16 protein-coding genes are annotated in these 23929 nt (G+C 54.3%); 13 read left to right on the top strand and 3 right to left on the bottom strand.

Annotated features, from left to right (window positions below; all coding sequences use genetic code 11):
* The first annotated feature begins 346 nt into the window (after window positions 1-346).
* From ACK8P7_RS09965 to ACK8P7_RS09945, 5 genes are all read left to right on the top strand, one after another.
* A complete protein-coding gene (locus ACK8P7_RS09965; protein ID WP_410044062.1) occupies window positions 347-1534 on the top strand; it encodes a hypothetical protein in 1188 nt (395 codons plus the stop codon).
* Window positions 1535-1663: 129 nt separating this feature from the next.
* Window positions 1664-2584, top strand: coding sequence for a sugar phosphate nucleotidyltransferase (locus ACK8P7_RS09960; RefSeq protein ID WP_410044061.1), 921 nt, complete (start codon window positions 1664-1666; stop codon window positions 2582-2584).
* 5 nt (window positions 2585-2589) lie between these two features.
* Window positions 2590-3873: a DUF5711 family protein gene (locus tag ACK8P7_RS09955; protein WP_410044060.1), complete on the top strand. Its 1284-nt coding sequence runs from the start codon at window positions 2590-2592 to the stop codon at window positions 3871-3873.
* Between the two features lie 15 nt (window positions 3874-3888).
* Complete coding sequence (locus tag ACK8P7_RS09950) at window positions 3889-4839, top strand: ROK family glucokinase (RefSeq protein ID WP_410044059.1); 951 nt, start codon at window positions 3889-3891, stop codon at window positions 4837-4839.
* A 1-nt stretch (window position 4840) separates the two neighbouring features.
* Window positions 4841-6253: an ATP-binding protein gene (locus ACK8P7_RS09945; protein WP_410044058.1), complete on the top strand. Its 1413-nt coding sequence runs from the start codon at window positions 4841-4843 to the stop codon at window positions 6251-6253.
* A 70-nt stretch (window positions 6254-6323) separates the two neighbouring features.
* Here ACK8P7_RS09945 and ACK8P7_RS09940 read toward each other — a convergent pair whose 3' ends face one another.
* Window positions 6324-7340 carry a response regulator gene (locus tag ACK8P7_RS09940; RefSeq protein WP_410044057.1) on the bottom strand — a complete coding sequence of 339 codons (1017 nt, stop codon included), beginning with the start codon at window positions 7338-7340 and terminating at the stop codon, window positions 6324-6326.
* 116 nt (window positions 7341-7456) lie between these two features.
* Window positions 7457-9943, bottom strand: coding sequence for an endonuclease MutS2 (locus ACK8P7_RS09935; protein ID WP_410044056.1), 2487 nt, complete (start codon window positions 9941-9943; stop codon window positions 7457-7459).
* Between the two features lie 67 nt (window positions 9944-10010).
* Between ACK8P7_RS09935 and ACK8P7_RS09930 the strand changes: the two genes are divergently transcribed.
* Window positions 10011-11378 (top strand): S1C family serine protease, encoded by a 1368-nt coding sequence (locus ACK8P7_RS09930; RefSeq protein WP_410044055.1) that lies wholly within the window; start codon window positions 10011-10013, stop codon window positions 11376-11378.
* A 331-nt stretch (window positions 11379-11709) separates the two neighbouring features.
* On the opposite strand, the gene ACK8P7_RS09925 is transcribed toward ACK8P7_RS09930, so the two are convergent.
* Window positions 11710-12678, bottom strand: a complete 969-nt coding sequence (locus tag ACK8P7_RS09925) for a 3'-5' exoribonuclease YhaM family protein (RefSeq protein WP_410044054.1) — start codon at window positions 12676-12678, stop codon at window positions 11710-11712.
* Between the two features lie 1004 nt (window positions 12679-13682).
* Between ACK8P7_RS09925 and ACK8P7_RS09920 the strand changes: the two genes are divergently transcribed.
* From ACK8P7_RS09920 to ACK8P7_RS09890, 7 genes are all read left to right on the top strand, one after another.
* The gene (locus ACK8P7_RS09920) at window positions 13683-14267 is read left to right on the top strand and encodes a cupin domain-containing protein (RefSeq protein WP_410044053.1); all 585 of its coding nucleotides are present in this window, start codon (window positions 13683-13685) and stop codon (window positions 14265-14267) included.
* Between the two features lie 136 nt (window positions 14268-14403).
* Window positions 14404-15858: a polyamine ABC transporter ATP-binding protein gene (gene potA, locus ACK8P7_RS09915; RefSeq protein ID WP_410044052.1), complete on the top strand. Its 1455-nt coding sequence runs from the start codon at window positions 14404-14406 to the stop codon at window positions 15856-15858.
* 14 nt (window positions 15859-15872) lie between these two features.
* Window positions 15873-16658: an ABC transporter permease gene (locus ACK8P7_RS09910; RefSeq protein ID WP_410044051.1), complete on the top strand. Its 786-nt coding sequence runs from the start codon at window positions 15873-15875 to the stop codon at window positions 16656-16658.
* Entirely contained in the window at window positions 16658-17464 is an 807-nt protein-coding gene (locus ACK8P7_RS09905) for an ABC transporter permease (protein ID WP_410044063.1), read from the top strand. Before ACK8P7_RS09910 ends, ACK8P7_RS09905 begins: the two co-directional genes overlap by 1 nt.
* Window positions 17457-19061 carry an extracellular solute-binding protein gene (locus ACK8P7_RS09900; RefSeq protein WP_410044050.1) on the top strand — a complete coding sequence of 535 codons (1605 nt, stop codon included), beginning with the start codon at window positions 17457-17459 and terminating at the stop codon, window positions 19059-19061. The genes ACK8P7_RS09905 and ACK8P7_RS09900 overlap by 8 nt, the downstream gene beginning before the upstream one ends.
* A gap of 148 nt (window positions 19062-19209) precedes the next feature.
* Window positions 19210-20739, top strand: coding sequence for a 23S rRNA (uracil(1939)-C(5))-methyltransferase RlmD (gene rlmD, locus ACK8P7_RS09895; protein WP_410044049.1), 1530 nt, complete (start codon window positions 19210-19212; stop codon window positions 20737-20739).
* A 430-nt stretch (window positions 20740-21169) separates the two neighbouring features.
* On the top strand, window positions 21170-23311 hold the full coding sequence (locus ACK8P7_RS09890; RefSeq protein WP_410044048.1) for a diguanylate cyclase domain-containing protein: 2142 nt from the start codon (window positions 21170-21172) through the stop codon (window positions 23309-23311).
* The last annotated feature ends 618 nt before the right edge of the window (window positions 23312-23929 follow it).

Below are 23929 nucleotides of genomic sequence, written 5' to 3'. Positions count from 1 at the left end.
GAAGGGGCGGCAACGGAGGCCATACGTAGAGACCGTGTGAAATCAAGCCGGGTCCCCTTAGCGGCACTTGGTACTTTTTTCCTTAGCACCCTCTAGCAACGCTGAGTTTTCATGAAGAAAACTCAGCGATTGCAGAGGGCCTAGTGCCGCTTAGGGTCCCCGGCTTAGATTGAACCGGTCTCGGAGTACTGTGCCTCCGTTGCCCCCTCCGGGTCCCCTGTCTGAACAGTAGCCGCCCTCTTATTGAAAAGCCCTGCATAACTTGGTACAATAAGACGATACATTATCGACACTTTACGAACCCTTCGAAAAGGTTCATGATATAGAAAAGAAAGGAGCAGCGAGGATGAAACTCCGTACGTTTTTCCTGACGGCGGCAGCCTGTGTGATGCTGTCTGCGATGAGCGCGATGACGGCCCTGGCAGCCGGGATCAGCACGGTCCGCATCGATCTGGCCCCGGAAGAGGAGAGCAGCATGACCGCCGGCGACATGTCGAGCGGTGAGGAGCCGGCGACCTACGATCATCTCTACTTCGTGTATGATTACAGCACCTCCGGCGATCGCACGAAGCCGGGCAAGTCCTACACCTACACGATCGAGGTTCACCCGATGGCGGGCAACAGCTTCACCGAAACCTGTGCCGTCGAGGTCCTCGGCGCGACGAAGGTCGAGATGCTGAGCCGGAACGAAAACGCGATCCGCCTCCGCTGCACCACCTACCCGTTCTACGTACTGAAGAATCCGACCGGCTTCGAGCATAACGGCGACGAGATCAGCTGGGATAAGGTGATGTACGCGACGAAGTATAACGTCTACATCTACTGGACGGACGCAGACGGTGATTATCACGAGAATAAAACCTCGGTGACCGGTCCGAAGCACGCGGTCAATGTCTCCAGCTACAGCTCGGGTGGCCGCTCGGTCGACCACATCTCCGTGCAGGCAGCGGCCTCTGGTGACGGCGGCGGCTTCATCGCGAAGTCCATGTTCATCTGTGATGACGCGACGGTCGATGGTGATAAGACCGAATCCGATTACAGCTTCTCGATCCCGACCGCGCGTTCCAACGCGATCGTGACGAGTAACTCGACCGTTAAGGTGAAGAACAACGCAGAAAAGATTTTCGGCCCGGGCTTCAACCTCCAGCAGGGCAGTCCGGCGAGCACCCTGAATCCGACCGGTGTGACCGGCACGGGCAGCGGACAGTGGATGCAGTACATGAATAAGTGGTACTACATCGCCGGCAATCAGTTCCTGACCGGCTGGATCTGTCCGGACGGCCTCAACTGGTACCTCATGGGTTCAGACGGCGCGATGCTGACCGGCCTCCAGCACGTGGATGGCCGCTGGTATCTGCTGAATACGACCGAGGGCGCGACCTACGGCGCGATGCTTCATGGCTGGTGGAAGATCAACGACAAGTTCTACTACTTCAACCAGCTGCACGACGGCACCTTCGGGGCAATGCTGACGAACACGACCACCCCGGATGGTCTTCACGTCGGCGCAGACGGCGCGTGGCTCGGCTACTGATATGTGAATATGCACTTCTCTGACCTGCCGTTGTCGGGATGATGGGGAGATGCAGTTCAGTAGAAACATACATAAGCATAGGATATGAGATTGCCCGCGTTCTGCGGACGAGAGAGGAAGTAAAGTAAAATGAAAAAAACGGCACTGGTAATTATGGCGGCAGGTCTGGGATCCCGTTTCGGCGGTGGGATCAAGCAGCTGGCGAAGCTGGGACCGAGTGGTGAGATCATCATGGATTACTCCATCCACGATGCACTGGAAGCCGGATTTGACGAGATCGTGTTTATCATCCGTAAGGATATCGAGAAGGATTTCCGTGAGATCATCGGCGACCGTGTCGAGAAGATCGCGAAGTGCAAGTATGCCTTCCAGGAGATCGACAAGCTGCCGGAGGGCTACCGTGTACCGGAGGGCAGAAAGAAGCCGTGGGGCACCGCGCATGCACTGATCCAGGTGCGGGATCTCATCGACTGCCCGTTCGCCGTCATCAATGCGGACGACTTCTATGGCCGTGAGGGCTTCAAACTGATTCATGACTACCTCGTAAATACGATGGATGAGGATGCACCGGCCTTCGATATGTGCATGGCCGGCTACATCGTGGGAAACACCCTGTCCGATCACGGCACCGTCAACCGTGGTGTCTGTGTGATGGGCGAGGGCGGCTATCTTCATGAGATTGACGAGACCTACGACATCGCGAAGCAGGCGGATGGAAAGCTCATGGGTAAGGATGGCGATGGAAATCCGGTCGAGGTCGATGGCAATGCGATCGTTTCCATGAACATGTTCGGTCTTCCAGAGAAGTACCTGGATGTCCTCATCGAGAACTTCCCGGCATGGCTCGACGAGCATGGTCAGGAGATGAAGAGCGAGTACCTCCTTCCGGCGGAGATTTCGAAGCTGATGCTCGCGGGTAAGGCGACGGTCAAGGTGCTGGAGGATCATGATAAGTGGTTCGGTGTGACCTATGCAGAGGATAAGGAAGCTGTGCAGCAGTCCTTACAGGAGCTCGTAGATCAGGGCGTATATCCGCACAGCTTATATTAAAAAACATGGCAGATATTGAGAGAGAAAATCGAAAACAGGAGCTGCGCCGTCGCGTCGTCGATACGAAGGAGCTGCTGCAGCAGGAGGCGGAGCAGGCTGAGGAGAAGGGGAAGCGGAGACGTAGTCGTCGCCGCCTCCTCGTTTTTCTCGTCGTACTGGTGCTCGGCGCGCTTGTGGCGGGTGCAGTATATATGATGAAGCGGCCGTATACGGGCTTTTCGCAGAACTGGCGAAACAGCTTCACCGGTGAAAACGGCGTGAGCGAGTCGGACTATGAGGACTATGAGATCTTCGGCGACGGCTTCCTGAAGGTGACCCGCGATGGTGCGACCTATATCGATTCGTCGGGGAAGACCATCTGGAATCAGTCCTACGAGATGAACAGTCCGTATGTGTCCATCAGCGGAGACTACTGTGCGATCGCCGATCAGGGTAAGACCGCGATCTATATCATGAATAAGACCGGTACCACCGGACAGGCAGAGACGAATCTGCCGATTACGAAGATTTCAGTGGCCGGCACCGGCGTCACCTATGCACTTCTCGAGGATTCGAAGGCGAGCTATATCACCGTCTTCTCGAAGGAGGGTGCGGCGCTGGATATTTCCATCAAGTCGGTGCTCGACGGTGACGGATATCCGGTGGACATCGCAGTATCACCGGATGGCACGGAGCTGATCGCGTCGTTCGCCTCCATCGAGAACGGAACGATCCAGAACAAGGTCATCTTCTATAATCTGAGTGAGATCGGCCAGAATGCCGGCAGTAACCGTGTCGTGGGTGGCTTCACCGACGATTTCAGCGGACATCTCGCCGGACGGGTGCATTTCTCGGATGATACGCATGCGCAGGCCTTCTATGATGGCGGCATCGCCTTCTTCAGTACGAAGGTGCTGACGAGTCCGGAGCTCAGCCAGAAGGTCGAGATCGAGCAGACGATCCAGGCGATTACCTATGCGGACGACTACATTGGCATCATCACGGATAACAGCGATTCGGAGACCTCCGCGGATCCGTACATGCTGACCGTATACCGGCTGAACGGCCAGACGGTGTTCTCGACGCCGTTCCAGCTGAACTATACAAACTTCGATATCGATCAGGACAGGGTCCTGGTTTATAATAATACCACGCTCCAGCTTTACGACATGAGCGGCACACTGAAGTACAGCGGCAACATCGATACCTCGATCTCCAGAGCGCGGGTAGCGCATGGCATGAAGAATCCGCTGGGCCTCGATCTGCTCATCGGAAGTGCGGGCGCGATGGAATCTGTAAAGCTGAAGTAGCAGAAGGGGGCTCTTATGAATCAGTATTGTGTAGGCGTTGATGTAGGCGGAACGACGGTGAAGTGCGGTATCTTCACACTCACCGGTGTTCTGATGGATAAGTGGGAGGTTCCGACCCGTAAGGAAGAGGACGGAAAGTATATCCTTCCGGATGTCGCGGATGCGCTGAAGAAGCGTCTTTGTGAGAGGGGCATCGAGCTCACGGACATCGAGGGCATCGGTATCGGTGTGCCGGGGCCGGTCGAGCCGAACGGCTATGTGCACATCTGCGTCAACCTCGGCTGGCATGATCACTGGCCGGCGAAGGAGATGCAGGAGCTCATGGGCGGAAGGATCCGCTGTGCCGTCGGTAACGATGCCAATGTTGCCGCCCTCGGCGAAATGTGGCAGGGTGGCGGTAAGGGCCACGCAAATCTCGTGATGGTGACCCTCGGCACCGGTGTCGGTGGCGGACTGATCATCGACGGTCAGATCATCGCAGGCGTCCATGGCGCCGGCGCAGAGATCGGTCATATCCAGGTGCGTGACGGTGAGCAGGAGGCCTGCAACTGCGGCGGCCATGGCTGTCTCGAGCAGGTGGCCAGTGCGACCGGCATCGTCCGCGAGGCGAAGCGTAATCTCGCGGCGAGCGACGAAGCCTCCACGATGCGTGCGTTCGGCGATGCGCTGAGTGCACGTGATGTCTGCGACTGTGCGAAGGCCGGTGACCCGCTCGCGGTGAAGACCATCGACACCAGCATGTACTACCTCGGCCGTGCCCTCGCCACGATTTCCATGGTAGCTGATCCGGAAATCTATGTCATCGGCGGCGGTGTTTCCAGAGCCGGTCAGTACCTGATCGACCTCGTGAAGAAGCACTATGTAGACTACACGCCGATCCTCACGAAGAAGGCAGACATCGTGCTCGCCACCCTCGGCAACGACGCCGGTATCTATGGCAGCGCGAAGCTCGTCCTGACGAACTAAAGTGAAACGATCCTTATTTGTAAAATTTATCGTGGCGTATATCGTCTTCGGTGTGCTGGGCTTCATAGTCGTGGCGATCCTGTCCTCCGGACTTACCTACCGCTACCTGATCCGGGAGCGGGCGAACAGTCTCTACAGTGAGGCGACACTGATTTCCTCGACCTATTCCGAGACGGGAAACCTGAACCTGAGCACCGACGCGGTGAGTCAGCAGATGAAGGCGGTCTCCACCTTCCTTGATGTCGACATCTGGATCGTGGACCGAAACGGAAAGGTGCTGAGCGACACCGCGGAGGAGGCACATAAGAACATCGAGATCCCGGATTTCGACAGCACGATGACCGGCATGCGCTACAAGCTTGGCTGCTATCACGATCTGTATCCGGACGATGTCCTCTCCGTCATGGCCCCGGTGACCCGGGGGTATACGACTGCAGGCTATGTCCTCATCCATGAACCGGTCGAAAACATCGTCGCTTCACAGAACGACATCCTGAACATCGTCTACCTCACGGCGCTCATCATCTTCATCCTGTCGCTGCTGATCATGGCCGTCTTCTATGTCATCGTCTACCGTCCGCTGAAGCGCATCACGGAGGGGGCCACGAAGTATGCCGCCGGCGACTACCATTACAAGATCACGACGAACTCGGAGGATGAGATGGGCTACCTTGCGGAGACCCTGAATTTCATGTCGGATGAGATCTCGAAGTCGGACGACTATCAGAAGCAGTTCATCGCGAACGTCAGCCATGACTTTCGCTCTCCGCTGACCTCCATCAAGGGCTACCTCGAGGCCATCCTCGACGGTACGATCCCGGAGGAGCTGGAGCCGAAGTACCTCATGCGCCTGATCTCCGAGACGGAGCGCCTTACGAAGCTGACGCAGTCAATGCTGAGTCTGGGCACCCTGGATAAGAAGGGCTTCCTCAGCCGGACGAACTTCGATGTGAACCGCGTGATCCGTGATGTCTGCGCGAGCTTCGAGATGACCTGTCAGAAGAAGGAGCTCGTCTTCGAGCTGACCTTCGCCGAGAAGAAGGAGATGGTCTACGCGGACTACAGTAAGATCCAGCAGGTGCTCTATAACCTGATCGATAACGCGCTGAAGTTCAGTAATCCGAAATCCTCGATCGCGATCCGCACCGGGATACGCGGCCAGAAGGTCTTCGTCTCCATAAAGGACACCGGCATCGGTATCCCGAAGCAGGACCTCGCGAAGATCTGGGACCGCTTCTATAAGGCGGATCAGTCCCGCGGCAAGGATAAGCACGGTACCGGTCTCGGTCTCAGCATCGTGAAGTCCATCATCACCGCACACGGTGAGAACATCGACTGCGTCTCCACGGAGGGCGTCGGCACCGAGTTCACCTTCACACTGCCACAGGCCAGCTACGAGTTGCCAGAGACATAAGAACAGAACCCCGGAGGGCCGGCAGCAGATGCACAGTACATCTGCTGCCGGCCCTCCGGGGTTCTGTTTATCATATCACTCTGAACTTGTAGCCGATGCCCCAGACCGTAGAGATCTCCCAGTCCGGATTCCCCGGCAGCTTCTCGCGCAGCCGCTTGATGTGCACATCGACCGTCCGGGAATCCCCGGCGAACTCATAGCCCCAGATGTGATCGAGGAGCTGCTCTCGCGTGAAGACCTGATTCGGTGAGGATGCCAGGAAGTAGAGAAGCTCGAGCTCCTTCGGCGGCATCTCCACGACATGCCCGCTGTAGTAAACGGCGTAATTTGACTTATTGATGATAAGATCCTTGTACTCGATGTAGTCACCGTTCCGGTAGGCGTCGAGCATATCCGTCGCATGTGTCCGCGCGTCCGTACCACCGCGATGCAGCTGTCCGGTCTGCCCGTTGTAGGTGTACAGCTCGCCGGAGCCGCTGTCGCCCTCAGCATACGCCCGGAAGGTGATATTGCCATCCGCATCCGCCGGAAGCCCTGTCGTATCGAGGAAGCCCGCGCCCATCCGTACCTGCGGTGAAGTCGCGCCGACCCCGCCGTTTTTCGCGAAGCCCGCAGCAGCCGCGCCTGCGGCACCATTCATCGTGAGCCCTGTGCCTGCCTTCGCCTGCTGGGCGGAGAGTGCGGCATCGACGGCAGCATTGACCTGCGCCTGGGCCTGCTGGTAGCGACGAAGCACCGCCTTCACCCGCGCCACGAGCTCCTTCGACTCAAACGGCTTCACCATGTAGTCGTCCGCGCCGAGCTCGAGCCCGAGCACCTTATCGAAGGTTTCCCCCTTCGCCGACAGCATGATGACCGGCACCTGCGAGCTCGCCCGGAGCCGCCGGCAGACCTCATAGCCGTCGATGCCCGGGAGCATCAGATCCAGAATCACGAGATTTGGCTGGTATTCCGTAAAGAGCTGCAGCGCCTCCTCGCCATCCGCGGCGCAGCGCGTATCAAACATCTCCTTTTCGAGATAGAGGGAGATGAGCTCCGAAATCGAAGCGTCATCATCCACGATCAGAATTTTCTGTTTCTCCGCCATCCGGCTTTCCTCCTCGTTCTTCTGCCAATGCTTCCGACGCTGCCGCAGGCACCCGTCCGCCGGTGTTTCTTCACCGGGGGTTCCTGCGCGCATCGATCGCAGGCACTCGCGTGCCCTTACTTCTTAAACATGACGATCGTGACACCATCCTGGCCCTCGCCGAACTCGCCGAGGCGGAAGGAATCCACGTATTTCAGCTTCTTCAGCTGTGCATGCACCGCCTTTCGGAGCACGCCGGTACCACGTCCGTGGACGACACGGACCTGCGGCAGATGCGCGAGATAGGCGTCGTCGAGGTACTTCTGCAGCTCCGGGATCGCCTCTGCGGTAGTCTGGCCGATGAGATTGATCTCCGGAGAGATGCTCATCGTTTTCTGCATGCGGATGTTGCCGGCATGAGACTTCTTTCCCTTCTTCGTCGGCTCGAGACCAGGGCCGGATACCTTTCCGGTATCCACGAGCTCGATATCGCGCACCGATACCTGGGTGCGGATGATGCCGGCGGTGACATAGAGCTTACCGTTGCGATCCGGCAGCGTCGAGACCGTGGCGTTCAGGTTCATGGAAGCCACATGGACGGTGTCGCCGATGCGGAGGCTCTTCGCCGATACTGGCTGGGCCGGTCCCTTTACCTTCTGTGCGGCAGAGAGGCTCGCCTGGGTCTCCCGCAGCTTCTTATTCAGCGTGGAGCGGGTCTGGTCGGCCTCGAAGACTGCCGCACCGTTCTGCTCCTGCTTCCGGAGCTCCTTCACGATGGAGTCCGCCGTTTCCTTGGCATCCGCCAGGATCTGTGCGGCTTCCTCACGGGCCTTCTGGAGAATCTTGTCACGGCCCTTCTCGACGCCGCGGGAGTTCTCCCGCGCACGGCGCTTATACTCCTCGATCTCCGCCTTATAGCGCGCGATCTCCTCACGCTCACGCTCGACGGTCACGCGGCTCTCCTCGAGGCTCGCGATGACATCCTCGAACTTGACATCCTCGTTCTCGAGGCGGCTCTTCGCATCCTCGATGATGTAGGATGGCAGGCCCAGCTTCTGTGAGATGGCGAAAGCATTGGACTTACCAGGGACACCGATCAGCAGACGATAGGTCGGGCTCAGGGTGTTCACATCGAACTCGCAGCTCGCGTTCTCGACACCCTCGGTGGAGAGGGCATAGACCTTGATCTCTGCGTAGTGGGTGGTCGCGACGGTTCGTGTCTTCATATTATGAAGGAAGTTGAGGATCGCCATCGCGAGCGCCGCACCCTCGGTCGGATCGGTACCGGCACCGAGCTCATCGAAGAGACAGAGACTGTGGCTGTCGGCCTCGCTCAGGATACGGACGGTGTTCGTCATGTGCGCGGAGAAGGTCGACAGATTCTGTTCGATGGACTGCTCGTCACCGATGTCGGCGAAGATCTCCTCGAACACACCGAGCTCCGAGCCTTCGGCGGCCGGGATGAAGAGACCGGACTGGCCCATCAGCTGGAAGAGACCGATGGTCTTCAGACACACGGTCTTACCACCGGTGTTCGGTCCCGTGATGACGAGAAGATCGAATTCCTTTCCGAGGTACACCGTGATCGGCACGACCTTCTTCGGGTCGATCAGCGGATGACGGCCCTGCAGGATGTTGATGTAGTAGTGATCGTTCAGCACCGGACGGGTGGCCCGCATGGAGGCCGCCAGCTTCGCCTTCGCGAAGACGAAGTCGAGGTGCGCGAGGATCTCGATGTTCCGACGTATCTCGTTCGTGTAAGGCATCAGGGAGCCGGACAGGGTGTCCAGGACCTTCTCGATCTCCTTCTTTTCGTCGGCCTCGAGCTCACGGATGTCATTATTCAGTTTGACGATGTTCATCGGCTCGATGAAGAGCGTCGATCCCGTCGCACTCTGGTCGTGGACCATGCCCGGGAAGCTCGACTTATACTCCGCCTTCACCGGGAGACAGTAGCGGCCATCGCGCATGGTGATGACCGCGTCCTGCAGCAGGGCACGGCTGCCGTTCAGGATGCCGTTCAGCGTCGTATGGATGCGCTCCTCCAGGGCATGCTTTTTCTTACGTACGCTGAAGAGACCGGCACTCGCGTCGTCGGCGATCTCATCCTCCGAGAGGATGCAGCGGATGATTTCCTTATTGACCGGAGAGAGCGGCTCGATGTCACGGAAGTACGGTGACAGTGCATCGTCTGCCGCGTCCTCCCGGAGCTTCTCCGGATCCGGCTGATTCTTCGTGTAGTGGGCGTTTAAACGCACCGCCCGTGGCACCGGCTTCGGTGCCTCCGGTGTCTTCTCACTGTCACGGGCATAGGCCTTCGCACGACCGGCGACGGTCAGCACGCCACTGATGGAGAGCAGCTCTGCCGCGGACAGAGAAGCCGCGATCTCGAGCCGCTTCAGGCTGTCACGGACGTCCTTCACGCCGGAAAATGAAAGCGTGCCATAGAGACCGATCCGAAGCATGGCCGCGTCGGTTTCCGCGAGGTTTCGATCGATCTCTGCGAGATCCGTCGATGGCAGCAGCGCCTGGACGAGCTTGCGTCCCTCCTGGGAGCTCGCACAGTCTGTCAGGCGATCCTTAATCTTATTAAATTCGAGTGTGTGTAATACTTTTTCATTCATGCCTATCAGTATAGCACATGAAGGCAAATTTCTTGCGTGAAAATATCTTCATGGTTATAATTGTGCTATGGCAGAAAAAGACTTTATCAAAGAAAATATCGTAGGTCGGAAGGGAGACTGGAAGAAGCGTACGCGGCACTATGCACGTGTGCTGATTTCCGCACTTCTGTTTGGTTCCGTCAGCGCCGCTGTTTTCGGTGGCCTGGAGCCGGAGATCCGGGAGCGCCTGCATCCGATGGAGAGCGAGGCCGTCGTCCTGGAAACGGAAGTGATCGCTTCGGAGGGCGGTGCTGCACTTCCGGAAGAGAGTACAGCCGGGGGCAGTGCTCCATCTGAAGCGGAAACCACAGCAGAGGCATCCGGGGAAGTCGGACAGTCCACTGCAGAAGTGGTACAGGCTGCGGAAGTGAGTGCCCCGCCGGAGACGAGCCCGGTCGAGGACATCGTGCGGCAGGAGCTCGCAGATTATGCGTACACGGTGGCGGATTACGAGAAGCTGAACGCGGCGCTCAAGCATGTCGCGCAGCAGGCGGAGCAGAGCCTCGTCGAGGTCGAGAGCCGCGTGACCAGCACCGACATGTTCGGCATGGAGGTGGAGTCCGGCAGACAGGCCGCCGGTATCCTGATCGCACGCACCGGCGATGAGCTTCTGGTGCTCACCTCTGCGGACATCATAAAGGAGAACGACGCGATCACGGTGAGTGTGAACGGTTCCTCCTATGAAGCACAGCTGAAGGCACAGGACCAGGCGGATGGGATCGCGGTGGTTTCCGTCGCCCAGCACACGCTCAGTGCGAAGGATCGGCATGAGCTCCGGACGATCACCATCGGCAATGCAGGCCGCCTGCAGCGTGGGGACCTGCTCCTCGCGGTCGGGGCCCCGGATGGCAGCTATCCGTCCTGCACGACCGGCAGGATTTCGTCCATCAGCTATAACACATCCTACATCGATGGCAGTATCGCCGCGATGATCGCGGATCTTCATGCGAGCCCGGAGAGCGGGGCCTTCGTGCTGAATACGAAGGGCGAGCTGATCGGCTGGGTGAGCAGCCGCCTCGGGGAAACGGTGGATGGCTATCATCGCATCGCCGTCGCGACGGATTTCCTCGCACAGATCCAGAAGCTGTCGAATGGCATCGCGTACCCGTACCTCGGCTTCCATGCGCAGGAGGTGACGTCCGAGATGGCCCGTGCAGGACTTCCGGCCGGCCTCTACATCGAGGAGTGCGATAAGAGTTCGCCGGCGTTCAATGCAGGCATCCAGAGCGGTGATGTCCTCACCATGATCGACGACAGCGAGATCGATGACATGCCGACGTTCCGTAAGGTGCTCGGTGAGCTCGAGGTCGGCGACGACATCAAGGTGAAGGTGCAGCGCCAGCGCGGCTCCGAGTACAGTGAGGTCGAGTATAAGCTGACGGTCGGCGCACGATGATTCCATGAGGATTTTACGAGGAGCCCCGGAGGACTGCCATCAGCAGCACAGTACTCCGAGACCGGAAAAATCACAAAATGGGCCCTAAGAACCAGTAAGCCCTCTGCAATCACTGAGTTTTCTTGATGAAACCTCAGCGTTGCAGAGGGGGTCAAGGAAAGTAAACTAACTGGTTCTAAGGGCCCATTTTGGATTTATTCACGGTCTCTCCGTATGGCTGCTGATGGCAGCCCTCCGGGGCTCCTCGACGATTCATTTCTGACTGTACTATCAAAAACGCCGTCGTGCAGAGGGGAGTCCTCTGCGCGCCGGCGTTTTGTTCCATTATAACTTATGACAGGTCACTCGTCTTTCGAAGGTTTGAGTCGATGAGGCGGTTGAAGCCGAGCCAGCCGTTGCTGTCCGGCGCCTTGCCGTTCTTACCTGCGGCAGCGATGGCTTCGCGCATGGTTTCGAGCTTCGCATCGACGTTGTCGGCGAAGGAAAGTGCCATCGCCTCCATCAGTGCCGGCTTCTTCGGGGAGCCGTACTCGAGCTCACCATGGTGCGCGAGGATGCAGTGACCAAGCTCTGCGGCGAGGGTCTCCGGGAAATCCGGAATCTTCTTTGCCGTATTGATAACAGCCTGATAGCCGATGACGATATGACCGATCAGCTGTCCGACATCGCTGTAATCGTTGCGTGGGAACGCGGTCAGCTCCTGTACCTTTCCGATGTCGTGGCAGAGCGCCGCGGTGATCAGCAGGTCACGGTGCAGATCCGGGTAATGCTTCGCATAGAAATCACAGATGGCTGCGACCGACAGGGTATGCTCTGCGAGACCGCCGACGTAGCCGTGGTGTACGGACTTTGCGGCAGAGTGCTGCATGAACTCCTTATGGAAGCCTTCATTCTCGAGGAAGATCATATTGAGCAGCTTGTTCAGGTACGGATTTTTCACCGACTTGATCATCTGCTGCAGCTCCTGATCCATCTCCGGGATCGGACGACCGGACACCGGAAGATAATTCTTCGGATCGAAGGAGCCCTCCTTCGCCACGCGGAGGCGCTGGATGCTCAGCTGGTTGCTGCCATTATAAACGGTGACATTGCCCTCGACATAGACGTAGTCGAGTACATCGAATTCTGCGATGCCCGGGGAGTTTGGCTCCCATACCTTCGCATCCACCTGACCGGTGCGATCCTGCAGCGTCACGTTCAGGTACTCCTTACCATTCTTCGTGAGCGCAGCGTTCTTCGTCTTTACGAGGTAGATATCCGCTACCCGCATGCCGTCATAGAAGCTCTCAATAAAGCGCATTCCGCCGTTCTGGGTGGATGCGTTCTGTTCTCTGAAAAACTCGTTAAATTCCATTTATGTATTCTTTCTAATCCATAGCTCTAAATAACACAACGATTTCTCATCGTCGGATGAGGGGTACGGTATCCTCATCGCTTTTTCGTGGAAATCATCACAGGTTCCGGGCGCGTCTATGGATACGCGTCACTGTCGCCCATACTAACACAAGCGAAGGCATCTCGCAACGTTCCATTGCGTCATGCACGTAAAATCCCGAGGTGGGGGAATTAGATAAAGATGGATGGCACTATCCAATAACCGACGGATTTCGAAATCGTGGATACTTTCAGCAACGTTTACCATTTTTGCACACAGAGCTAAAATATCCACGATTTCGAGATAGGGCGCTTATTGGATAGTTTTCCGTAGAATCAGGCATACGCATATATGCGTACTATCCAATCTTCCTCGATTTTTCAAATAGTGGATATGTATTTCGTGCTTCAAAGAAACATATCTTTAAGCAGATATCCAATATAACTTCTTTTTTTAAATACTGGATACCAGACCCCGGAGAGCTCTTATGAAATAAAGCTTTTCGTATCCAATATTTTTGGAATCGCCTAAAAGTGGATACTTCACAATCAATTTCGATGATTATGGTCAAAAAACGTATCCAGTATTTTCAAAATCAAACCATATTAGATAGGAATGTGACAGTATGGGCCGGGAGCCCCTCCGTGCCACCCATTCAGATTTCCATAGTAAAGGGCTATGCGACCGGTACCAGCAACGTCCACCGCGCCACCCATCTGGATCTCCATAGGGCTGCATTGCAAGTTTGTTCGATTTTTTCTGTAAAAAGTCAATTATTAATTGATTAAAAGTTTAGTTATAGTATAATGAATTCCGGCTTAAAAGTTTAGTGATAGCATATTGCAAGTTTAGCAAAAAGTTTAGTGTGTACATGACATGGTTTTGCAGGATTACGATGCGAATCAGCTGGGACGGAAGACGAAATTATCATGTTATACACAGGAAGGGAAGCGCTCATGGCAGCAGAGCAGGTGAACGTCGAGATCGGGCGGAAAATCAAGAATCTCCGGAACCGAAACGGTCTCACGCAGCAGGAGCTGGCGGATCGGACGGAGCTGACGAAGGGCTTTATTTCGCAGCTGGAGCGGGGGCAGGTGTCGCCGTCGGTGGTGACGCTGATGGATCTCATCGAGTGCCTCGGGACGACGCCCGGTGAATTTTTCAAGGAATCGACGCAGGAGCAGATCGTCTTCACTGGAGCAGACTGCTTCGAGAAGGTGGATGAGCAGGGCAACTGCCGTAAGTGGCTGGTGCCGACCGCGCAGAAGTTCGAGATGGAACCCCTGCTGGTTACACTCGCCCCGCATCAGACACTCGAAGAGGATAAGCCGCATACCGGTGAGGAGTTCGGCTATGTCATGAACGGGAAGATCCGGGTGCACTTCGGGGAGGCGGTTTACACGGTGAAGGCCGGAGAGAGCTTCTACTACCGAACGACGCAGGTCCACCGGATCGAGAATCCGAGCGCGAAGCCCGCGAAGTTCCTCTGGATCAGCACGCCGCCGGAGTTTTAAGTTTCAGTTACAGTTCAAGCAAATGGGGACCCGGCTTAGATTTCACCGGTCTCGGAGTACTGTGCCTTCGTTGCCGCCCCTCCGAGTCCCCACTACACTGAACGCATATATTATTTATATATAAAGGGAAAGAATTATGGGAAACGAAACAGTAAAAAGCGAGAACATCATCGAGCTCAGGCATGTGATGCGCCAGTACGACGACAACGGTTTCATCGCCGTACATGATTTTAACCTCGAAGTGAAGCGCGGCGAGTTCGTCACCTTCCTCGGCCCGTCCGGCTGTGGGAAGACGACGACCCTTCGGATGATCGCAGGCTTCGACATCCCGACCTCGGGCGAGATCCTCCTGAACGGAAAGTCCATCACCTCACTTCCGCCATACGAGCGTCCGATCAATACGGTTTTCCAGCGCTATGCGCTTTTTCCGCACATGAACATCTATGACAACATCGCCTTCGGCCTCCGTCAGAAGAAGGTAGCGAAGGACGTCATCGATCGGAAGGTGAAGCGTATGCTGAGCCTCGTCGACCTCGAGGGCTTCGAGGACCGCAGTGTGTCGACCCTGTCCGGCGGTCAGCAGCAGCGTATCGCCATCGCACGTGCACTCGTAAACGAGCCGGAGATCCTCCTCCTCGATGAGCCGCTCGGCGCGCTCGACCTCAAGATGCGTCAGGAGATGCAGATCGAGCTGAAGGCCATGCATGACAAGCTCGGCATCACCTTCATCTACGTCACCCACGACCAGGAGGAGGCGCTTACCATGTCCGACAAGATCGTCGTCATGAGTGAGGGTGAGATCCAGCAGATCGGCACCCCGGAGGACATCTACAACGAGCCGAAGAACGCCTTCGTGGCCGACTTCATCGGAGAGAGTAACATCTTCGGCGGCATCATGACCGGGAAGCTGACCACCCGTTTCTGCGGTGGTGAGTTCGTGTGCGTCGATGATGTCCCGGAGGGCACCCACATCACCGCCGTCGTTCGTCCAGAGGATGTCGAGATCACGAAGCCGGAGAACGGTACCATCCGTGGCGTCGTGACTGCCGTGATCTTCAAGGGCATGCACTACGAAATCACGATCCAGTCCGGAAAGAACGAGATCGTGGCCCGCTCCACGAAGGCGGTCAATGTCGGCGACCGCGTAGGTATATGCCTGGAGCCGGACGGCATTCACATCATGATCGCAGAGGATCATACGAATACCTTCCAGGTAGATATCAACAAGGACTATCGTCTCGAGTACAACGGCCAGCTGCTCCACGCGAGCCTCACGAAGCTCATCAAGGGTGGCAAGCGTCAGGAGGACGGTACCATCATCGACGCGAACGGTGAAGTCATCGACCTCAGCCGTATCCGCGTCATGGCGTCCATCCAGCCGGAGGACATCGACATGACCGATAACCAGGAGGAGGGTCTCATCCAGGGCAACATCAGTAACCTGATCTACCTCGGATCCCACTACCTCTACATCATCCACACCGAGCTCGAGCAGGACTTCGCCGTCTACGATGAGGACCTCTGGAACATGGGTGACCGTGTCGGACTTATCATGCCGACCGAGAAGATGAGCTTTACGATCAAGAAGTAGAAAGGAGCCGATCTATGCGTTTCTCCAGAAAAAATCTGGGCATCCCGTATATGCTCTTTTTGATTCTGTTTGTGATTGCACCGCTGGCGGTGCTGTTCTACTATGCCTTCACGAACGGCTCCGGACAGTTCACGCTGATGAACTTCATCGGCTTTTTCACGAATCCGAACACCGTGGGCACCCTGTTTTACAGCCTCGCGATCGCTGCAGTGACGACCATCGTCTGCGTCCTGCTGGCGTATCCGCTCGCGTACATCCTCGCGACCAGCCACTTCCGCGCGAAGTCGGTCATCGTGATGATCTTCGTGATGCCGATGTGGATCAATTTCTCACTGCGCATCACGGCACTGAAGGAGGTGCTGACCTTCCTTGAAGGCAACCTCGCGATGCATCCGTTTCTCAATGCGGTCATCGGTATGAGCTATGATTTCCTGCCGTTTATGATCCTTCCGATCTATACGACGATTTCACGACTCGACCACTCCCTGCTGGAGGCCGCCGCTGATCTCGGCGCGGATGAGAAGACGGCGTTCTGGAAGGTGACCCTGCCGCTCTCGATGCCGGGCGTCGTCAGCGGTATCTCGATGGTTTTCCTGCCGGCGATGACGAACTATGTTGTGCTCGACATGCTGTACAACAGCACCTATATCATGGGATCGCTCATCGGAAGCTACTTCTCTGCGTACAACTGGCACGGAGGCTCCATGATCGCACTGATCCTGCTGGCATTTATCTGCCTCTTCACCCTGCTGACCGGCACGGGTGAGGACGACCACCGGAGAGGAGGCTCGGTACTGTGATGAAAAAGCTCTGGAAATCCATATTTTTCGTGGCGATGCTGCTCCTTCTGTATCTGCCGATCCTGATCCTCGCCGTCTACAGCTTCACCGACGCCACGACGATCGGTACGATCCGCGGCTTCTCCCTTCAGAACTATGTGACCCTCTTTACGACCGAGGAGCTTCGGACGATGATCTTTGGTACCCTGACCCTGGCCGTCACCTCGGCCCTGATCGCGACCATCCTCGGCAGCCTCGGTGCCATCGGCGCCTTCTACTCGAAGGAGCGCGTGAAGACCGCGATGAGCACGATGAATCAGATTCCGGTCATCAACGCCGACGTCGTGACCGGCTTCTCCATCTGTGTACTGATGGTCGTCGTCATGCGCATCAGCAAGGATACCTACATCCCGCTGCTCATCGGCCATGTGACCTTAAGTGCACCGTTTGTGTTCCTGAATGTCATGCCGAAGATCCAGCAGATGGACTCCAGCCTCTATGAGGCCGCGCTCGACCTCGGTGCCACGCCGTTCCGCGCGCTGAAGCAGGTCGTGATCCCGCAGATCATGCCGGGCATCGTCTCCGGCTTCGGCCTCGCCATCACCCTGTCCCTCGACGATTACTTCATCGCGACCTACACGAAGCCGGCGATGTTTGATACCATCAGCACCTACGTCGTGAACGCGACGAAGGGCTCCCAGACGACGATCAAGACCGCACTCTGGGCCCTGTCGACGGTGATCTTCCTCATCGTGATCCTGGTGGTGGCCGTCGGAAACTACCGTGCCATCCAGGAGGAGAAGAGAAAGGAGCCGGTACATGGATAAACTGTTTACATCCTATCGCAGGTCAATGCTTCCATCGGGCACGCGCCGGACAGTACACGGCATGCGCCAGACAGTCGGCGATCGCAGCCGGAAGCCGCTCGCCCTTCTCGCAGCGGGCTGCCTCGCACTGAGTGCCTTCCTTCCATCGCTCGGCACCCTCGAGGCCTTCGCTGCCCCGAAGTCCGACGATACCATCACGCTGCGCGTCTGCAACTGGGAGGAGTACATCGACCAGGGCGGGTGGAACGCTGATGAAGTCATTGACCTCCCAAGCGGGGATATCCTCGGTGAAAATTCGCTGGTGAAGGACTTCGAGGACTGGTACCAGGAGACCTACGGCCAGAAGGTGAAGGTCGAGTACTCCACCTTCGGTACCAACGAGGATCTCTACAACATGCTGACCCTCGGCGACACCTACGACCTCATCTGCCCGTCCGAGTACATGTTCATGAAGCTGATCAGTGAGGGCAAGGTTCAGCCGCTTTCCGAGCACTTCTTCGACACGACGGACGAGCATAACTACTACATCAAGGGCGTGTCCCCGTATCTTCGAAAGATCTTCGAGGACCACGAGATCCACGGCGAGCCATGGAGTCGCTATGCCGCCGGCTATATGTGGGGCGTCACCGGCATCGTGTATAACCCGGAGCTGATGACCCGTGAGGAGGCCTCCACCTGGGATGTGCTGACGAATCCGAAGTTCCGGAAGCGCGTTACCATCAAGGACAGTGTGCGTGAGTGCTACTTCGCCGCGGTCGGTGCGCTGAACCACGACGAGCTGACGAGTGAAGCCTTTCTCGCGGACCCGGACTATAAGGAGAAGCTGGAGAGCCGCTTAAACGACACCTCGCCGGAGATGATCGACCGTGTACAGGACTGGCTGCAGGGCATGAAGGACAATGTCTACAGCTTCGAGGTTGATTCCGGTAAGGCCGATATGGTGACCGGAAAGGTGGCGGGTAACTACCAGTGGTCCGGTGACGCCGTCTATACCATGGATCAGGCCGAGGAGGATGGTTACAAGCTCGAGTTTGCGATGCCGGATGAGGCGTCCAACATCTACTTCGATGGCTGGATCATGCTGAAGAACGGCATCCATGATGATCCGGCGAAGCAGCAGGCGGCCGAGGCGTGGATCAATTTCCTGTCCCGCCCGGATAACGCAATCCGGAACATGTACTACATCGGCTACACCTCCTTCGTATCCGGTGGCGATGATCCGCGTATCCTTGAGTACCTCGACTGGAACTACGGCGCGGAGGAAGGCGAAGAGGACACCGTACCGTACGATGTGACCTACTTCTTCACCGGCGACGATGAAAATGTGGATCCGGACTACGTGCTGACCGTTCCGGAGGAGCAGACCCGCCGGCAGCTCGGCGCACAGTATCCGAGCACCGAAAACATCCACCGCACCTGCATCATGCAGTACTTCGATGATGCGAAGAACCAGGCGATCAACAGCATGTGGGTCAATGTGCGCTGCTATAATGTTGAGCACATGCCATGGTGGGGCTGGTGCCTTGCGGTCGCTGCCCTCGGCGGCATCCTCTGGCTTTCGGTACAGAAGATCCGGCGTGTGAAGACGAAAGAGTAAGGAGACTGGCAGCAGATAGCTGAACAGTGCTACACTATGAGAAGCAGGTGCATTCGCACCTGCTTCATGAAGTATATGGAAACATCAGGACGCGCGTCAGAGCATCGGACGTGCAGGCATCGAAGAGCGCAGACGCGCGGATAGAATTATGGAAAAAAATCAGCAGTTTCAGGTAAAGATTACAGATTACTCCAGTGAGGGACTCGGCATCGGAAAGACCGAGGGCCAGTTCGTCTGGTTCATCAAGGATACGGTCATCGGTGATGAGGTCATCGCCGCCGCGACGAAGGTGAAGAAGCATTACGGCTTCGCCCGCCTCGTAAAGCTCGTTACGCCGAGCCCGGCGCGGGAGACCCCGGCCTGCCCGATCGCCCGTCAGTGTGGCGGCTGCCAGCTCCAGCAGATGCGCTACCCGGCACAGCTCCACTTCAAGCAGGAGAAGGTCTACAACAACCTGCTTCGCATCGGCGAGGTGCCGCAGGCGCTTCTCGACGAGGTATTCCAGCTGATCGTCGGCATGGAAAGCCCGTTTCGCTACCGGAACAAGGCGCAGTACCCGATCCGCCGCGACAAGTCCGGAAAGATCATCGCCGGTTTCTACGCCGGCCGGACCCACGACGTCATCGCCTGCGACGACTGCCTCCTCGGCGTCGAAGAAAATAAGGCGATACTGGAAGCCATCGTCACCTGGATGGAGGACTACAGCATCGACCCATACGACGAGAAGAGCGGCGAAGGCCTCGTGCGTCATGTACTCTGCCGTAAGGGCTTCCGCTCCGGCCAGCACATGGTCTGCCTCGTCATCAACGGCACGAGCCTCCCGCACCAGGAGGCGCTGGTGGAGAAGCTCTGTGGGCATGGTGGACAGACGGGCGCGGCAGCAGAGCTGCGCAGCGTTGATTCCGCAGATACGGTGGAAAACGGCGAAAATGCGTCGGATGGCCGCGCTGCGTATGTGGATAGAGCAGCGAAGGACAGCGGCGAGTGCCCGCATGTGGACAGCCTGAGCTTCTCCGTGAATATGGAAAATACAAATGTGATCATGGGGACGAAGATCGTGCATCTCTATGGCCCTGGATATATCGAAGATTCCATCGGCGAGGTCCGCTTCCGCATCTCACCGCTCAGCTTCTACCAGGTGAACCCGGTGCAGACCGAAGAGATGTACGGCGCGGCGCTCGAATTCGCCGACCTTCAGGGCACGGAAAATGTTTGGGATCTCTACTGCGGTATCGGTACGATCTCCCTTTTCTTAAGCCAGAAGGCGAAGCAGGTCTATGGCGTCGAGATCATCCCGGAGGCCATCGAGGATGCCCGTCAGAACGCGGCGCTAAATGGCATCACGAACGCAGAGTTCTACGTCGGTGCCGCCGAAGAAGTGCTCCCGGCCTGGTATGAAGTACATCAGGACGAGCGCATTGACGTCATCTGCGTCGACCCGCCACGAAAGGGCTGCGATGAGAAGGCCCTGAACACCATCGTCCAGATGGCTCCGGAAAAGCTCGTGTACGTGAGCTGCGACTCCGCCACCCTCGCCCGCGACGTGAAGTACCTCCGCGCCGCCGGCTATGAGCTCCGCCATGTCTGCCCGGTGGATAACTTCCCGGAAACGGTACATGTGGAGACGGTAGTCTTGATGTCACGCGTTAGCAATGAGCCACGTGCAGACCGAGCATAAGGTGCTGTGGGAGCTTGCTCACAAAGCACCATTATGCGATGGGCTGTATGCGGCGAATGCCGCGGATAAGCGTAGGAAGCTTTGCTTCCGTAGCGCATCCAGCGTGGCGTAAGACAAATTAAAAAACATAGATTCCGGGCTTTTTCGGAGGTTTGGATTTGAAGCCAGACTTCTGAAAAAGCTCGGTTTTCTTATATGGAAACATATCCACTGCAAAATGTGTGTCAGGTTGTAACCTCGGATTAGATGTCACGATTTGAGACAGTGGATTAGATGTTAAGAGAGGTTATACAAATCGGAAGTTGCAGAATTGATAAATTTACCTTTCGAAGAAAAAACAGTAATCTTGTATAAGAATAAAAAAACAAGCATTATCCATCAATTCAAATATAAGGTAAAAAAGAGTATCAACCGACGAGGAAAAAAATAGATGAATATTACAAGTCTTGAAATTGCACAGGCAACAATGGATATGTTCTTTTGTTTGTTCTGTCTAATAATTTTTGTTTCAATTAAAGCAAATAATCCAAAACAGAAGAGTATGAGGATGTTCGTTCGATTATTTCTTATTGCTACAGTTCTGTTTTTTGGAGAGACTTTGGCCTATATTTTTAGAGGTAACCTGGGTCCTTTTAATATTTTAGTAACTAGAATTGCGAATCTTATGGTATTTGCTATGAACATAGCAATGGCAAATACCTATGTTAGGTATGTTAGTTCTGTTTTTGTTGAAAAAGGTGCTGAAGTAAGTGGCAATAGTGTTAAAATTGCCAATATCTTTTCGTGCATTAATATTTTCATTGTTGTGGTTAATTTGTTTTATCCATGGATGTATTATTTCGATGAGGCAAATTATTATCACAGGAATAATTTCTGGTATGTATATACACTAATATCACTTGTCGTCATATTTATAGGAGCAGGTATAGCGTTTAAGTATAGAAAGTATTTGGAAAAACGAAGCTTCATTTCAATGATGCTGTTTTCGTTTATTCCAATAATTGCAACAGTTGTACAGTCCTTTATTTATGGATTTTCTATAACCAATTTAGGACTGGGAATAGGTTCAGTCGTAATGTTTGCTGCATATATGTATGATTGGTCTCATAATGGGGATGAACATACGAATATGATTAATGACAGCAGATTTGATGCTGTTATTATGCTTATCATAATGCTACTTAGCATGAATGTTTCCATCATAGCATGTGTGAATGTGATTCAACAGGTAACTAAGGAAAACTCTGAAATACAGAGCAGAACAATTGCACAGATGGTTTCAGCAAAGATTGAGAAAGAATTTATTAAGCCAATTACTGTTTCTCAGACGATTAGCAGTGATATTGATATAAGAACCTACATAGAGGGGAAAACCAGAGAAGAGGCGGAGAGTGTCAAAGACGATATGACTAATCGTCTGGTATCCATTGGTAATGAATTTGATTATAAAATGGTATTTGTTGTTTCGGATAAAACAAGAGCATATTATACATATAATGGAATAAGTAGGTATCTTGATGTTGAAAATGACAGCCATGATATATGGTATAAGGATTACTTGGATTCAGGGAAAAGATATATAGTTAATGTTGATACTGATGAAGATAATAACGGGAGTCTTACGGTGTTTATTAATTACGGTATTTTTGACACGAATGGAGACATTTTGGGGGTATGTGGTGTCGGAGTTGATATGAATGACCTTGTAGACATACTTGCCAGGTTCGAGGAAGAATACAATATCAAAGTATATTTAGTTAATCATGATGGACTTATACAGGTTGATACGGATGTAAGTTCTATAGAAACAGGCTACTTGGATAATTCATATTTTGACAATATATCAGATGATGATTTTTATTATCAGTTATCGGAGAATGGCTGTTATATGACCAAGTATCTCGAAGGATTTGATTGGTATATAGTAATAAGAGATAATAATCCTGTTAAATTGGATGTAAATAAAATTATACTTCCAATTGTTTTAATCTTTATTGCAGGCGTATTAATAATGGCAACTTCATTTGTTATTATTAGTATGAGAGAGAAGAAGGCAAAGGATGCATACAACAGAAGATATGAAGCATCTATAAAGGACGAGCTTACAGGCTTATATAATAGACGAGGGTTTGAAGTTGACTGTGAAATAATCAAGAAAAATAATAACTTAATAGAATACGTTCTTATTATGATGGATTTGAACGGTTTAAAAGCAGCTAATGATAATATTGGTCATGAAGCAGGGGATGAGTTAATTATTGGCGCTTCGAAGTGTATGGATAATGCATTCTCAGGTCTTGGAAGGACGTATCGTGTAGGTGGCGATGAGTTTGTTGCATTACTGAGAGGAACGAGAGAAGAAGCACAGGATGCAGTTAAGACATTTGATTATTTAACTGAAAACTTCCAGGGAAATCTTATTTCTGAACTTAGTGTGTCTAAGGGAGTAGTTGTTTGTTCAGAACATATAGAACTTAATTTTGAAGAAATTAAGGCAATGGCTGATAAGTTGATGTATGCAGATAAGGATGAATATTATAGACGAACAGGAAAAGATAGAAGACGAGTTTGATTTATAAATTGATATTTAATCTATGTAAAGAACCCAACAACTTCCAGTTGTGCGCCCAGCTAAGGGTGTGTAGTCAAGCCGGTGGGATTCCGGTTTATCCAAGGTTTAGCCAACCAGATAATAGCGAGTCTTGGGATGATGCCGGTAACGGCATCTGACAAACGTAGACAGCAAGAAAGCAGGGTTGAATAGTGATTGAGCTTCGAAACGTTAACTTCAATCGGTCGACGTCTTAACTGGTGCGGAAGACAATATCATGTAATGCGATATGGCGAGTGTTATGTGGCACTGCGGAGTCAGAGAACCAATCATGTTTTACATTATGAATACACATCAACTGGGGAGAACCTGCCATTTCTCGAAGAAGAGTATGGAATTGCAACTGAAAACGGAGTATTTCAAATGAATGGTAGGTGGTCGGACAATCCCATAGTACTGTAGAAATCGGGCAATGCTGATGGAGGGAAGGGGATTGCATAGTAAAGGTCTTACTGAGGACACATTATCCGTACTCAGGGACGGAGACCAGCTATGAAAAGTCAAGCATAGATTAGCAGAAAATTATCTTTTTTATCAGTGGCTATAAAAGGGTAACTCTAACAGAGCTCCCCAAAGGGT

Origin of the sequence: Oribacterium sp. P9, assembly GCF_046365365.1 — a bacterium.
Classification (GTDB): Bacteria; Bacillota; Clostridia; order Lachnospirales; family Lachnospiraceae; genus Oribacterium.
The sequence above is the reverse complement of the archived record's forward strand: the minus strand, read 5'-3'. Positions and strand labels throughout refer to the sequence as shown.